The following is a 12,259-nucleotide window of genomic DNA, read 5'->3' on the forward strand; positions in this document are numbered from 1 at the left end:
ATGAGCCCGCGCCTGCCTGCTACTGCCGCCCTCGTCACGGGGGCGGCGTCCGGGCTGGGCGCCGCGATCACCGAGCGCTTCCTTGCCGAAGGCGCCTCCGTCCTGGCCCTGGACCGCGACACGAGCGCGATCGCCCCCCGCGAGCGCCTCGTCACCTATGAGGCCGACGTGCGCGATGGCGCGGCCCTGGCCGACGCGGTCGCGATGTGCGAGGCGCGTTTCGGCGGCCTCGACGTCCTCGTGCCGAACGCCGGCATCTGGGACTACCAGCGCCGCCTGACCCGCCTGAGCGCCGCCGAGCTTTCCGACGCCTTCGACGAGATCATGCGGATCAACGTCCTCGGCTATCTGCTCGCCGCCCAGGCCGCGGCCGCCGCGCTGCAGGCCTCCCTCGGCGCGATCGTCATGACGCTGTCCAACGCCTCGTTCTACGCCGCGGGCGGGGGCGCGCTCTATACCGCCTCGAAGTTCGCGGCCCGCGGCCTCGTCATCCAGCTCGCCCACGAATTCGCCCCTCGCGTGCGCGTCAACGGCGTCGCGATCGGTGGGGTGCGCACCGGATTGTCGGGCCCCGCTACCCTCGGGCTCGATGACCGCTCGCTCGCCGATTCCTTCGATCGGCGCGGGCCCGGGCCCAACCCCTACATCCCGCTGCACGATTCGCCCACGGATCCGCAAGCGTTTACCTCGCCGTACGTCATGCTCGCCGCCCGCGAGGAATCGGCCATGATCACCGGCTCCATCATCCGCGCCGACGGCGGCATTTCCGCCCGAGGGTTTTATTCCGCCGCCCAAGGAGATCAGCAATGAAGATCGATCACTCGCTTACGGCCTCGATCGACGAGATCGACCTCAACCCCGCGAGCTTCCTCGCCCGCAACGCGCATTTCACGCCGAATAAACTCGCGCTAATCTACGAAGATCAGGAGCTGACCTACGCCGAGTTCACGCGCAACGTCAAGGCGATCGCCTCGCGGCTGCGCGCCTCGGGCGTCAAGGACGGCGACCGCATCCTCTACCTCGGCATGAACTCGGCCGCGTTCCTCGAAACGATGTTCGCCACCTGGTGGCTCGGCGCCGTCTTCACGCCGCTGAACTTCCGCCTCGCGCCCGCCGAAATCTCCGAGCTGCTCGTGCGCGGCACCCCGCACTCGATCATCGTCGAATCCTCCCACGCCGAGGTCCTCTCCCACGTCTACGGCGCCCAGCGCCACCACATCTTCCTCATCGACAACGACCCGGCCGTCGAGGCCGCCGCGGGCGCCCCGCCCTACTGGCATCGCGCCTCGGAGGTCTTTAGCGACGTCAGCGAGGATCTGCCCGCCCCCAAGCAGGCCGGGATGCGCGATCTCGCGCTGCTGCTGTTCACCTCGGGCACGACGGGCGTACCGAAGGGCGTGCAGCTGACGTTCGGCAATATCTGGTGGAACTCCGTCAACGTCGATACCTCGGTCGATACCCGCGTCGGGGACATGAACCTCGCCGTGGCGCCGATGTTCCACATCGGCGCACTCAACTCCTTCACGATCCGGGCCTTTGAGCGCGGCAACACGACCGTCGTGCGCCGCGCGTTCGATCCCGTGCGCACGCTGAAGGACATCGAGGACTTCGCCATCAACTCCGCCTTCGTCGTGCCCGCCCAGCTGCTTGTCATGAGCAACCAGGCCGAGTTCGAGGGCGCGGACCTCACCTCCATGCGCGCAACAATCTGCGCGGGCGCGCCCGTGCCGCCCGTCATCATCGCGAAGTATTCGGAAAAGGGCGTGGACGTCCAGCAGGCGTGGGGCCTGACGGAGACCTCGCCGTTTGCTACCTACCTGCCCGCGGCCATGACGAAGGAGAAAACGGGCTCCTGCGGCATCTCGATGCTGCACACCGAGGTCAAGCTCGTCGATCCCGTCATGCTCGAGGACGTGACGACGCCCGGCGAAACCGGCGAAATGTGGGTACGCGGCCCGAACGTGACCCCCGGTTACTGGAACGCGCCCGAGGCCAACGAGGCCGCCTTCCACGAGGGCTGGTTCCGCTCCGGGGACATCGGCTACGCCGACGAGGACGGCTACCTCTTCATCGTCGATCGCCTCAAGGACATGATCATCACCGGCGGCGAGAACGTCTACCCCGCCGAGGTCGAGCGCGTCCTCATCGAATACCCCGGCTGCTCCGACGTCGCCGTCGTCGGTCAAAAGGACCCGAAGTGGGGCGAGAACGTCGTCGCCGTCATGGCGATGGAGGGCGGCGCCGAGCCCACCATTGAGCAGGTGCGCGAGTTCTGCGACCGCCACCTCGCCCGCTACAAGCTGCCGAAGAAACTCGTGCTCGTCGACGCCGTCCCGCGAAACTCCTCGGGCAAGCTCGACAAGCGCTCGATCCGTGACATGGTGGCCTCGGGGGCCACCGAGATCCAAGGTTAGGAAGGACCCGCAATGACGCGCCAAGAGCTACCCGGAATTCTCTACTCCGATGACCGCCCCGGCGACGAATTCGAGGTGAGCACCGCGCCGGGCCCCGAGGGCTGGGAAACCTCCTATCAGGTCACGCGCGAGGGCGCGGACCTGGGCTCGGTGGCCGTGCGCCACACGCTGACGGGCCGCCTGTCGGAGGCCTACCCCGTCGGCGCCCGCGACCTGGAGGTCGAGGTCCACACGGAGGATCCGCAGGCCCTGTGGGCCGCCACGCACGAGATCTTCGAGCACGATAGCGCCTGCCGCCGGATCGTGCTCGCCACGAATGCGGGCGATATTCCGGCGATCGACTTCGGCGAGCGGGCCGGCTACCGCTATGTCGTCGACGTCGAGATTCCGGGCGATATCGAGCTCTCGCTGCTCGTGGCAGAGCCCGAGTGGGTGCTGAAGGAACCGCGCGCGATCGAAACGCGCGCCGGCCACTAGGAGGCTGCAATGACCGTCGTTGACAACCCCGCGGGCGATCCCTTCATCGAACGCTGGAACGAGTTTTACGAGGGCGTCGACGACGTCGCCGCGACGCTCGCCCTCTACCCCGTGTCCGGAACCCCGGAAGAAGTGGTCGTCGGGATGCCGCTGCGCCGCGAGGTCACCCAGCCCGCCGGGATGTATTCGGCGCCCGCGATGTTCGGGCTCGCCGACGTCACCGGCACCTGGCTCGCCATGCTCAACGTCGCCGAGGGCGTCTTCCCGCTGGCCGTGCAATCCTCGATCAACGTCGTGTCCAACACGAAGTCCGGGGACGTAACGGCCACCGCCACGATCGTGCGCGCCGGGCGCACCCTCATCGTCACCGATACCAAAGTTTGCGACGAACATGGCAAGCTTTTGACCAACGTCGTGACGACCTACGTGGTCACGCAGCGCTAAAACGCTGCAGCCGACCGGGCAATCCTCGCGCGAGGGTTGCCCGGCCGTTTTTTACGCGCTGTATACCATCTCTATGACCCCGGTCACGTTCCGCTAGGTGGAACAGCCTCAGCGCGACCATCGGCGTCAACCGAAGAATCAGGTCACCCCCACAATCGACATCGGCCCAGCGAAGGGCCCCTGCACCGGGAGAGACCATGTCAGATACCACCGCTACCACGAAGGTCGGCCGCGCCCCTGAGGGGAGTGCTGAGCACAAGAAGGAGTCACGCCGCGCGCTGGTCTCCTCCTTCCTCGGATCGACCGTCGAATACTACGACTTCCTTTTGTACGGTGCCGCGGCCGGCATCGTCTTCCCGCCGCTGTTCTTCTCCGAACTCGACCCGGCGATGGGCACCTTCCTGTCCTACGTCATCCTGTTCACCGGCTACATCTCCCGCCCCATCGGCGGTCTGCTCTTTGGCCACTTCGGTGACCGCTTCGGCCGGAAGAACATGCTGTTCATTACCCTCATGGTGATGGGTATCGTTTCCATCGGGATCGGCCTGCTGCCGACCTATGGCGCCATCGGCGTCGCAGCCCCGCTGACACTCGTCTTCCTGCGCATCACCCAGGGCTTTGCCGTCGGCGGCGAATGGGCGGGCGCCACCCTCATGGCGATGGAACACTCCACCAAGAAGTCCCGTGGCTTCGGCGCCTCAATCGCCGTGACCGGTGGCCCGACCGGCGCCGTGCTCTCCACCCTCATGCTCGGCCTGTTCGCCACCCTGCCCGATGAGCAATTCTTCTCCTGGGGCTGGCGCGTACCCTTCCTGCTGTCAGCCGTCATCGTGCTGATCGGCCTGTACCTGCGTCTGCGCGTAACCGAGTCCCCGGACTTCGAAGAGGCTAAGCACCATGGCTTCACCGAGCGCGCGACGCCGCTGAAGCAGATGTTCACCAAGTACCCCAAGGAAGTCATCACGGGCTCTCTGGCCGGCGCTGCTCCCCTCGCAGTTCAGGCCCTGCTCATGGTCGTCATGGTCCCCTACGTCGTGCAAGCCTCCGAGGGCGCTATCACCCGCGACTCGGCCCTGTTCATGCTGACCGTGTCCTCTGTGCTGCACATCTTCACGATCCCGTTCTTCGCCTGGGTCTCAGATAAGGTCGGCCGCAAGCCCGTCATGCTCGCCGGCGCGCTGTTCTCGATGATCGCGATCTGGCCCATGTTCCTCATGTTCTCCTCGGGCAAGCCGATCCTCGTCGGCATGGCCTTCATCCTCGGTAACCCGATCATCCAGGCCTCCATGTACGGCCCGATCGGCGCGTTCCTGTCCGAAAAGTTCGAGACCAACGCCCGCTACACCGGCTCCTCCCTCACCTTCCAGATGGGCTCGGTCCTCGGCGCCGGCCTCATCCCGCTGGTGGCCAACCGCTTCCTGCAGTCCGGCGACGTGTACAACACCGACGGCATCTGGAGCGTTGGTATCTACCTCGTCATCCTGTTCGCGATCTCCGGCGCGGCGGTGGCCTTCTCCAAGGAAACCCACCCCCGTCTGGCGCGTGAGGGGCCATGCGCGGCTAACTCCATGCCAGTAAGTGGCGGCGGTCGGATCCTTTCGGCCGCCGCCGCTTCGCGTCTGCGACTAACCTGGCAACATGTCGATTCCTACGGATGACGTCGCTGCTCCGCCAATCGTTATGGAGCTGGCAGGCAGCGACGAGGTGCGATGCGTGTGGACGAATGAGCTCGGCGGCCTGACCTTTTCGGCCGGCGAGCGCTTCATCACGTGGGGTCCGAAGAATCTGGAAACCTCCATGGCGCGCGAGGCCGAGCGACTGCGCTGGGCTGGCGCCTACGTCCCCTGCCCCGAGGTGCTCGATACCGGAGAGGATTGGACGCACGAGTGGCTGGTCACTCGCGCGCTGCCCGGTCGCAGCGCTGTCGACCCGTTCTGGATCGAACAGCCCGAGGCCGCGGTGCGCGCGCTTGGCCGGTCGCTGCGCTTTCTGCACGACTCGCTTCCGGTGGAATCGTGCCGCTGGCAGTGGTCCGCGCCGGCCCGGATCCGCAACGCGCGCGAACGCGGCATCGAGGTGCCACCCGATTTTGACCATGCCCCTGAGATCGACCGGCCCGTCGTCTGCCACGGCGATCCCTGCAGCCCGAACACGCTGCTGCTCGATGACGGATCGCTCGCGGGATTCGTCGACTTCGGTGCGCTCGGCGTGGCCGACCGGTGGGCAGACATTGCCGTCGGTGCGCTCGCAACGACGTGGAATTACGGGCCCGGCTACCGCGAGCTGTTTATCGAGTCCTATGGGCTGGAGCCCGACCACGAGCGCCTCGATTACTACGAGGCGCTGTGGGAGGCGACCTAGAGCGCCTCGAGGTCCACGAGGCTCTTCGGGTAGGAGGGCTGCGCCCCCATCGCCTGGCAGGCAAAGGCGCCGGCACGCGCGGCAAGCTCGGTCGCCTCAGCTAGAGTCTGGCCGTCCGCGAGCGCCCCGGCAAGGACCCCGACGAAGCAGTCGCCCGCACCCGTCGTATCGACGGCCTTCACCGGGACCGAGGGTACGTGCGCGCGGCCGGTGTGATCCGCCCAGATCGCGCCCTCATCGCCCAGCGTCACGACGATGCTCGACAACTCGAGTTCGCTCAGCCGTTCCACCAGCTCCCACCCGATCTGCTCGGCCTCGCCGCCTTGGCTGACCTCGCCATCGCGCCCGAGTTGCCGCAGCAGGTCCATTGCCTCGTGCTCGTTGACGATGAGCGGATCGAAGCGAGCAAGCGTCTCCTTTGAGACCTCGACCACCGGAGCGAGATTGCACACGAGCCGCCCGGTCACGACACCAGCGAGCCATTCGATCGTATCGGCGGGGATCTCGCCCTGCGTTACGACGACATCGGCGCCAGCGATAATCGCCTCGCGGTCCGCGAGCGAGCTCGGCGTCACCGTCGCATTAGCGCCCGGCAGCACGATGACGGTGTTCTCCCCGCGCGAGTCCACGGTGACGAGCGCCCGCCCCGTCGGCTCCCCGACCACCGCCACGTGCGAGGTATCAACCTCCCGCTTGCCGAGCTCACCCACAACGAACTCGCCATCGTCGTCCTGCCCGACAGCACCGAGCATCCCCACCGGGGCCCCAAAAATCGTGGCGGCCGCGGCCTGGTTTGCGCCCTTACCGCCCGAGCTGCGTGAGGAGGCCAGCCCGAGGATCGTCTCACCCGGCTTCGGATGCTCGCTCACCTCGACATAGGAGTCGCAATTGATCGATCCGACGACGACAACTGACCCAGCCATCGAGCTACTGCTTCACGGGCCGAATAGACAGCTCTTCGATCGTCGCCTCGTCCGTCGCATCCACGGCGAGCCGGACAGCCGCCGCAACGGACTCAGGCCTGAGGTAGATCGATCCGTCATAGTTCGTATTTCCCGCTGCTTCTTGCAGCTCGACCTGCATGTCAGTATCGACGCGACCGGGATGGATGGAGCTGACGCGAACCTTTCCGCGCTCTTCTTCCCGCAGCGCATCGGTCAGCGCTCGCAGTGCGAACTTCGATCCCGAGTAGACGGCGCTTCCCGGCCCAGAGCGGAATCCGGACCCGGAATTGATCGCGATCACCTGACCGCCTGCTTCGCGCAGCGCTGGCAGGAGGAGCCGGGTCAACTCGGCAACGGCATAGACGTTGATCGAAAACACCCGATCGTATTCGGACCAGGGCGTCTCCGCGACGTGTTCACCGCCCACGACGCCGGCGGAATGAACGAGCACGTCGAGTCGCTCGAGGCGAAGCTCGGAAACGGCCCGAGCAATATCCTTGGGGCTCGTCAGGTTGGCGACAAAGGAGCGGGATCCGGGGATCTCGGCGATGAGGTCGACGAGGGAGTCGTCGCTCGAGGCTCCGACAATGAGGTCGTGCGTCGTCGACAGTTCGATGGCGATGGCGCGGCCAATCCCGCGCGAAGCTCCGGTGATCAGTGCAGTGGGGCGAGAATTCGTCATACCCCCAGCCTATGCGGGCCCTACTGTCAGTCGCGAGGTTGAACCGTAATCCAACCGCAGGCGGTTCTATCGACGAATGCTGCTCGTTAGCCTCGAGATAACACCACCACGTACAAGGTCCGTCGCCTGCAGCGGTTCGGCGCGAGCCACCAACTCCAGCTCCTCATCAAGGAACTCACGAAGGCTCGCAGTGAAGCCGACTCCCGGCACCCCTCTCACGTTCAGTCGCTCGCCGTCACTTAAACCATGAGCGGTACCGCTCCATCGCTGTCCGATGCCATTGGAAGCGATGCTACTAAGCCCCTGTTTGACCTCATCGCTGATCTCGAGGACATCAAGAAGCAACCGGATCGCCTGTCAGGCTTCGAACTTCGCGACTTCCTCGAGTGTGTGAGCCTGCCCGGCGCAACACTGTGTCCTTATCGAGGCTGGAGCGAACCCGGACAGGAACACAACTCCCTCATCGAAGCCGCAGAGGAATCCCGCAAAGCTGCCTCCAAGGATCCCGAGATGGGAACCTCAGGCGATGCCCAACCCCACGACGAACTCGACGTCCTGACCGCTATGGGGCCCGAGGACCAGATCATCGAACTCCAGCAGTATTTCCGGATCTAACTCGCCTCCTACTACAAGACCGTGGATTTTCCGGAACCACTCGACCACCTGAAGCAAGCAGCGATTGACGCCGATTCAAAACTCTATGAACCGGAAGACCCGGAAACGTGGTCCCCCGAGGCGCAGTCGTGCCCCGAAGGCTCCCCTACCACGCAGTTCTGTCCCATGGTCGGGTGGTTTGACGGGCGCTGGCGCACTGAGGCCGCCACCGCCTCCAAGGAAGCAGCCGAGCGTTATACGGAGCTAGCGAAACTCCCCTTACGTGAGCAGCAACAGGCCATCAGAGATAGTCTCGTCATCGCCGTCACGCAAGCACGCTCCCACCCGCTAGCTCGCGAATTCCTCGCCTGGTTCCGCGAGGCCCGGCCGCGGTTGCTGAAGACTTTCGGACTGAGCAGCTAGTTCTACTAGAAAATCTACTCGAAAGCAGTTTTCGAGTAGCACCATGCTCCGTCCTGACGGGGCACCTGCGAAATCATGCGGACTCCACACCCACAAGCCTCAAGACCCCCACGCCTACTAGAAAACTACTCCAAAATTTTCGAGTAGCCGCCAGACAGGCGAAAACCCGCAAGACTGCGCGGAAAACACGGCGCCGAGCCCGGCTACTAGAAAATCTACTCGAAAGCAGTTTTCGAGTAGCACCATGCTCCGTCCTGACGGGGCACCTGCGAAATCATGCGGACTCCACACCCACAAGCCTCAAGACCCCCACGCCTACTAGAAAACTACTCCAAAATTTTCGAGTAACAGCGAGTGGCCTGCGATACACTAGCGGTATGCCACGCCTTAGCGTTGAAGCCGTACTCGAAGAGCGGCCCGAGCAACGAGGTCTCGAGTTGAGCGAAAGACCCGAAGACCAATGGTTCGACCGTAAGTCCCTCAGCATCGCGCCAAAAAAGCTCGCGGAGACCCTTACGGCGTTCGCAAATGCCGAAGGTGGAATAGTCGTTGTAGGAATCGAGAACAAGAAAATTCAACACCGACCGGACTTCACTGTGCGGAGTAACTCACTCCGCCAAGCCCCCCGTCACCACATCGAACCTCCCCTCGCTTGCGAAGTCCAGGAGGTCGATGTCATTGACGACGATGGCGAACAGGCTTCTCTACTTGTCTTTATCGTGCACCCTAGTGCCGCCGTTCATTATTTAACCGACGGGACATGCTACCGACGCACAGGAGATTCCAACCATAAGCTCAACCGGAAAGAGCTAACAGAGTTCGAATATGAACGTGGTGTAGAAGACTATGAAGCAACAGTCATTCCAGGGCTCACGGTAGGTGATCTGGACAGCCATACCCTTGATGACTTTTATGAGCGTTCTGGCGCTAGCCGAGAACTCGCTCACCTACTGAAGTCTCGTGGTCTGACCAATTTAGACGGAGGGGTCACGGTGGCGGCTGCTCTTCTCTTCTCCACTAATCCAACCCAAATAGTGCCTGGAGCCTTTATCCGAGTCTGTCGATTTCAGGGAACGTTACGACAAACCGGTGCTAGCCAGAACATCACCTTTGATCAGCGAACTGACGGACCGATCTCGGACGCAATCGAGACGGCTTCTGCCTGGGTCGAGGCTAACTTGCCGGTACGCAAAGCGCTTGGGGAAGACGGAAAGTTCCAGGCGACGAGCCCCGTTCCTCGCGATGCTTGGTTGGAGGCGATAGTCAACGCCGCAATCCATCGGTCATACAGTCTTGGCGGCGACCACACCCGGGTGGAGATTTTCGACGACCGCATGGAGATAACCAACCCCGGCAAGTTCTACCATTCTTCTTCGCTCGATAATCCGCTTAATATTCCGCGCTACGCGCGCAACCCTCGAATCGCAAGAACATGCACCGATCTGGGATTGGCTCAAGAACTCGGCGAAGGGATCCGACGCATTTTCGACGAAATGGAACAAGCTGGGCGAGCTAAACCTATGTATCAACAGAAGCCCATGCATATCACACTGACACTTCCTTTCGTTTCGCGGATTACGGAAGATCAACGTCGACGATTGCCTGCTCGAGCGGAGCAAGTCCTGCATGCCCTCCGAAGCTTAGGCGGGGCCGGTGGGACAGGTGACATCGCTTCCTATGCGGGAGTTAGTAATCCGACGGCTCGAAGCTGTTTGACGAAACTCCGGGAAGAAGGACTCGTAACCTGGTCGGGCAAATCAGAGACTGACCCCCGAGCCACCTGGAGCATCTCTCATTCTTAGGCCATTCGGCGGCCTCAGTGCAGGTTGACTGTCAGCCCGTTAAGCTCGGCAACTTCGGCGACTGGCTCTTGAGTTCTGAATGTGGCTGAGACGAGTCCGCGGTCGCCCTCGGCGAGCGCGACGGTCACGTCCTTGTCGTCAAAGTCGAGGGCGTCTAAGAGTTTTTCGAGCTCGGAGGGATGCTCCACTTCGACGCACATGCCGATCAGGACGGGCCCGTGGGCGGGACCGTCGCTCATCGGTTTGATCCACTCGATCAAGAAGGGCAGCTTCGCGTCGAACGGCTGCTCGCCGAGGTCCACCATGCGCCAGGACAACTCCTCGCCGGACTCCGTGGTTCGGGCGCCGTCGCGGATGTCACCGGGCTCGAAGCCGGCTTCCGTCACGGCTCGGCAGGCGGCTTCGATATCGGGCACGCAAATTGCCCACGACAGCGGGCCGAGCGTATTGCGCACGCGTTCCGACCAGATGTTGTCGGCACCTTCGGGGGCGGCGATGAGTTCGACGTAGGCGTGCTGTGAGCCGCGGATGAGGACGTTGACGGTGCCACCTGGGTGGGTGCCGCCGGGAGAGGAGGGCAGGCCCACCTCGTCCCACTCCTGGGCTGCGGTATCGATGTCGGGAACGGAGATAACGAGGTGATCGACGCGGCTCATGTTCGAGGCTTCCCCTTCGATGTCAGAACTGGTTCAACCCTACGGGGTTCGATTTGTCCTGTCCTGATCAAGGGCTACGGCAGGTAGGCGCCGCCGTTGACGGAGATGACCTGGCCGACGACGAATCCGGCGTCCAGCGCCAAGAACTCGACGGCGCTTGCGACGTCATCCGGCGTGCCGGGCCGCCCGGCGGGGATCCCGGCGACGAACTTCGTCTCGCCGGACTCCTCGGCTTCGCGCAGCACGGCCGAGGTGATGTCGGTGTCGATGAGGCCGGGCGCGACGGCATTGACCGCGACTCCCCCGGGCGCGAGTTCGCGGGCGGCGGCCTTGGTGAAGCCGAGGACGGCCGCCTTGCTCGCGGCGTAGTGGGCGCCCGCGAAGTTGCCGCCGCCCTGCTGGGCGGAGATCGAGGACATGTTGATGATCGCGCCGCCGCCGCGCTCGCGCATTGCGACGCCGAAGGCCTGCGTCAGCAGGAACATCCCGGTGAGGTTGACGTCCATGAGGGTGTGCCACTCGTCGTGGGTGATGTCCGCGATCCGGGTGGGCGAGGCGATCCCGGCGTTGTTGACGAGGACCTCGACGTGGCCGCCGCCCGCAACGGCAAACTCCGTCGCGGCGGAGACGGCGCTCGTCACCATTTCCTCATCGGTTAGGTCGCAGGTGAGGCTGAGGGCGCGAACCCCTTGGCCGGCGAGCTCGTCGGCGCGCGCGGTGACGTCCTCGGAGAGGTCGATCAGGACGAGATCGAGGCCGCGGGCGGCCAGGCGCTTGGCGATGGCGAAGCCGATCCCGTGCGGGGAGGCGGCACCGGTGATGACGGCGACGCTCATGGCAGGGCCTCCGTCATTTGCTCGACGGTGATGACCGAGGCGAACAGGCCGCCCATGGTGGCAAGCGAGGCCTCGTGCTGGGCGTCATCGGCCGCGGCGCAGGCGTCTGATAGCACGAATGGTGAGAAGCCGAGATCGCCGGCCTGGCGGATCGTGGCCTCGACGGAGGCGTTCGTCGCTACGCCGGCGACGGCGACGTCGCGGATCGCCTGATCGTGCAGGATCTTTTCCAGCTCGGTGCCGGTGAATGGGCCCGGGCGGGTGTGCGTGAGGACGACGTCATCGTCCGTGACGTCCAACTGCTCGATGATCTCGGCGCCGGGGGTGCCGTCGATGAGGCAGCCGGCGTCCTTGGCCATGGCGAGCAGCGGGATGTTGGCGTGCAGGTCATCCCCGCTTGGGTCAAAGGCGATGCGCGCGAAGATCACGAGGCCGCCGGCGGCCCGCACCGCATCGGCGGCGCGGGCGCAGGCGGCGACAACGTTCTTCGCCTCGATTTCGGGCGCAAAGAGCGCGCCGAAGGGACGGTCGGCGTCGACGATATCGTGCTGCATGTGCACGATCACGAGCGCGAGCCCGGGGCCGACGAGGGTGAGGCGTTCGTTCGGGTCTCTCGTCATGACACC

At 64.4% G+C, this 12,259-nt stretch carries 14 protein-coding genes; 9 read left to right on the forward strand and 5 right to left on the reverse strand.

Annotated elements, in window-relative coordinates; genetic code table 11:
* The 6 genes from MUN85_RS03445 to MUN85_RS03470 all read left to right on the forward strand — a co-directional run bounded on the left by MUN85_RS03445 (position 1) and on the right by MUN85_RS03470 (position 5,696).
* On the forward strand, positions 1-810 hold the full coding sequence (locus MUN85_RS03445; RefSeq protein ID WP_250505397.1) for an SDR family NAD(P)-dependent oxidoreductase: 810 nt from the start codon (positions 1-3) through the stop codon (positions 808-810).
* A complete protein-coding gene (locus tag MUN85_RS03450) occupies positions 807-2,414 on the forward strand; it encodes an acyl-CoA synthetase (RefSeq protein ID WP_250505398.1) in 1,608 nt (535 codons plus the stop codon). The genes MUN85_RS03445 and MUN85_RS03450 overlap by 4 nt, the downstream gene beginning before the upstream one ends.
* Before the next feature lie 12 nt (positions 2,415-2,426).
* On the forward strand, positions 2,427-2,891 hold the full coding sequence (locus MUN85_RS03455; RefSeq protein WP_250505399.1) for a hypothetical protein: 465 nt from the start codon (positions 2,427-2,429) through the stop codon (positions 2,889-2,891).
* Positions 2,892-2,900: 9 nt separating this feature from the next.
* On the forward strand, positions 2,901-3,335 hold the full coding sequence (locus MUN85_RS03460) for a PaaI family thioesterase (RefSeq protein ID WP_250505400.1): 435 nt from the start codon (positions 2,901-2,903) through the stop codon (positions 3,333-3,335).
* Positions 3,336-3,532: 197 nt separating this feature from the next.
* Entirely contained in the window at positions 3,533-4,993 is a 1,461-nt protein-coding gene (locus tag MUN85_RS03465) for an MFS transporter (RefSeq protein WP_250505401.1), read from the forward strand.
* Positions 4,974-5,696, forward strand: a complete 723-nt coding sequence (locus MUN85_RS03470; protein WP_250505402.1) for an aminoglycoside 3'-phosphotransferase — start codon at positions 4,974-4,976, stop codon at positions 5,694-5,696. The genes MUN85_RS03465 and MUN85_RS03470 overlap by 20 nt, the downstream gene beginning before the upstream one ends.
* Here the strand turns inward: MUN85_RS03470 and MUN85_RS03475 are convergent.
* Both MUN85_RS03475 and MUN85_RS03480 read right to left on the reverse strand, forming a co-directional pair.
* Positions 5,693-6,619, reverse strand: coding sequence for a ribokinase (locus MUN85_RS03475; protein ID WP_250505403.1), 927 nt, complete (start codon positions 6,617-6,619; stop codon positions 5,693-5,695). The two genes, MUN85_RS03470 and MUN85_RS03475, sit on opposite strands and share 4 nt — an antisense overlap.
* A 4-nt stretch (positions 6,620-6,623) precedes the next feature.
* A complete protein-coding gene (locus MUN85_RS03480; protein ID WP_250505404.1) occupies positions 6,624-7,322 on the reverse strand; it encodes an SDR family oxidoreductase in 699 nt (232 codons plus the stop codon).
* 246 nt (positions 7,323-7,568) lie between these two features.
* Between MUN85_RS03480 and MUN85_RS03485 the strand changes: the two genes are divergently transcribed.
* The 3 genes from MUN85_RS03485 (at position 7,569) to MUN85_RS03495 (ending at position 10,141) form a co-directional block, all read left to right on the forward strand.
* Positions 7,569-7,937: a hypothetical protein gene (locus MUN85_RS03485; RefSeq protein WP_250505405.1), complete on the forward strand. Its 369-nt coding sequence runs from the start codon at positions 7,569-7,571 to the stop codon at positions 7,935-7,937.
* A gap of 21 nt (positions 7,938-7,958) precedes the next feature.
* On the forward strand, positions 7,959-8,339 hold the full coding sequence (locus tag MUN85_RS03490) for a hypothetical protein (RefSeq protein ID WP_250505406.1): 381 nt from the start codon (positions 7,959-7,961) through the stop codon (positions 8,337-8,339).
* A gap of 377 nt (positions 8,340-8,716) precedes the next feature.
* Positions 8,717-10,141 (forward strand): ATP-binding protein, encoded by a 1,425-nt coding sequence (locus MUN85_RS03495; protein ID WP_250505407.1) that lies wholly within the window; start codon positions 8,717-8,719, stop codon positions 10,139-10,141.
* Positions 10,142-10,155: 14 nt separating this feature from the next.
* Here MUN85_RS03495 and MUN85_RS03500 read toward each other — a convergent pair whose 3' ends face one another.
* The 3 genes from MUN85_RS03500 to MUN85_RS03510 all read right to left on the reverse strand — a co-directional run bounded on the left by MUN85_RS03500 (position 10,156) and on the right by MUN85_RS03510 (position 12,253).
* A complete protein-coding gene (locus tag MUN85_RS03500; protein ID WP_250505408.1) occupies positions 10,156-10,797 on the reverse strand; it encodes a VOC family protein in 642 nt (213 codons plus the stop codon).
* Positions 10,798-10,871: 74 nt separating this feature from the next.
* Entirely contained in the window at positions 10,872-11,633 is a 762-nt protein-coding gene (locus MUN85_RS03505) for an SDR family NAD(P)-dependent oxidoreductase (RefSeq protein WP_250505409.1), read from the reverse strand.
* Entirely contained in the window at positions 11,630-12,253 is a 624-nt protein-coding gene (locus MUN85_RS03510; protein WP_250505410.1) for a cysteine hydrolase family protein, read from the reverse strand. The genes MUN85_RS03505 and MUN85_RS03510 overlap by 4 nt, the downstream gene beginning before the upstream one ends.
* Positions 12,254-12,259 lie beyond the last annotated feature (6 nt).

The sequence above is a fragment of the Bowdeniella massiliensis genome, assembly GCF_023634005.1.
Lineage (GTDB): Bacteria > Actinomycetota > Actinomycetes > Actinomycetales > Actinomycetaceae > Bowdeniella > Bowdeniella massiliensis.

Excerpts from the sequence above, each read along its gene's own strand:
- MUN85_RS03445 (WP_250505397.1), top strand. The coding sequence starts at position 1 with ATGAGCCCGCGCCTGCCTGCTACTGCCGCCCTCGTCACGGGGGCGGCG.
- MUN85_RS03450 (WP_250505398.1), top strand. The coding sequence starts at position 807 with ATGAAGATCGATCACTCGCTTACGGCCTCGATCGACGAGATCGACCTC.
- MUN85_RS03455 (WP_250505399.1), top strand. The coding sequence starts at position 2,427 with ATGACGCGCCAAGAGCTACCCGGAATTCTCTACTCCGATGACCGCCCC.
- MUN85_RS03460 (WP_250505400.1), top strand. The coding sequence starts at position 2,901 with ATGACCGTCGTTGACAACCCCGCGGGCGATCCCTTCATCGAACGCTGG.
- MUN85_RS03465 (WP_250505401.1), top strand. The coding sequence starts at position 3,533 with ATGTCAGATACCACCGCTACCACGAAGGTCGGCCGCGCCCCTGAGGGG.
- MUN85_RS03470 (WP_250505402.1), top strand. The coding sequence starts at position 4,974 with ATGTCGATTCCTACGGATGACGTCGCTGCTCCGCCAATCGTTATGGAG.
- MUN85_RS03475 (WP_250505403.1), bottom strand. The coding sequence starts at position 6,619 with ATGGCTGGGTCAGTTGTCGTCGTCGGATCGATCAATTGCGACTCCTAT.
- MUN85_RS03480 (WP_250505404.1), bottom strand. The coding sequence starts at position 7,322 with ATGACGAATTCTCGCCCCACTGCACTGATCACCGGAGCTTCGCGCGGG.
- MUN85_RS03485 (WP_250505405.1), top strand. The coding sequence starts at position 7,569 with ATGAGCGGTACCGCTCCATCGCTGTCCGATGCCATTGGAAGCGATGCT.
- MUN85_RS03495 (WP_250505407.1), top strand. The coding sequence starts at position 8,717 with ATGCCACGCCTTAGCGTTGAAGCCGTACTCGAAGAGCGGCCCGAGCAA.
- MUN85_RS03500 (WP_250505408.1), bottom strand. The coding sequence starts at position 10,797 with ATGAGCCGCGTCGATCACCTCGTTATCTCCGTTCCCGACATCGATACC.
- MUN85_RS03505 (WP_250505409.1), bottom strand. The coding sequence starts at position 11,633 with ATGAGCGTCGCCGTCATCACCGGTGCCGCCTCCCCGCACGGGATCGGC.
- MUN85_RS03510 (WP_250505410.1), bottom strand. The coding sequence starts at position 12,253 with ATGACGAGAGACCCGAACGAACGCCTCACCCTCGTCGGCCCCGGGCTC.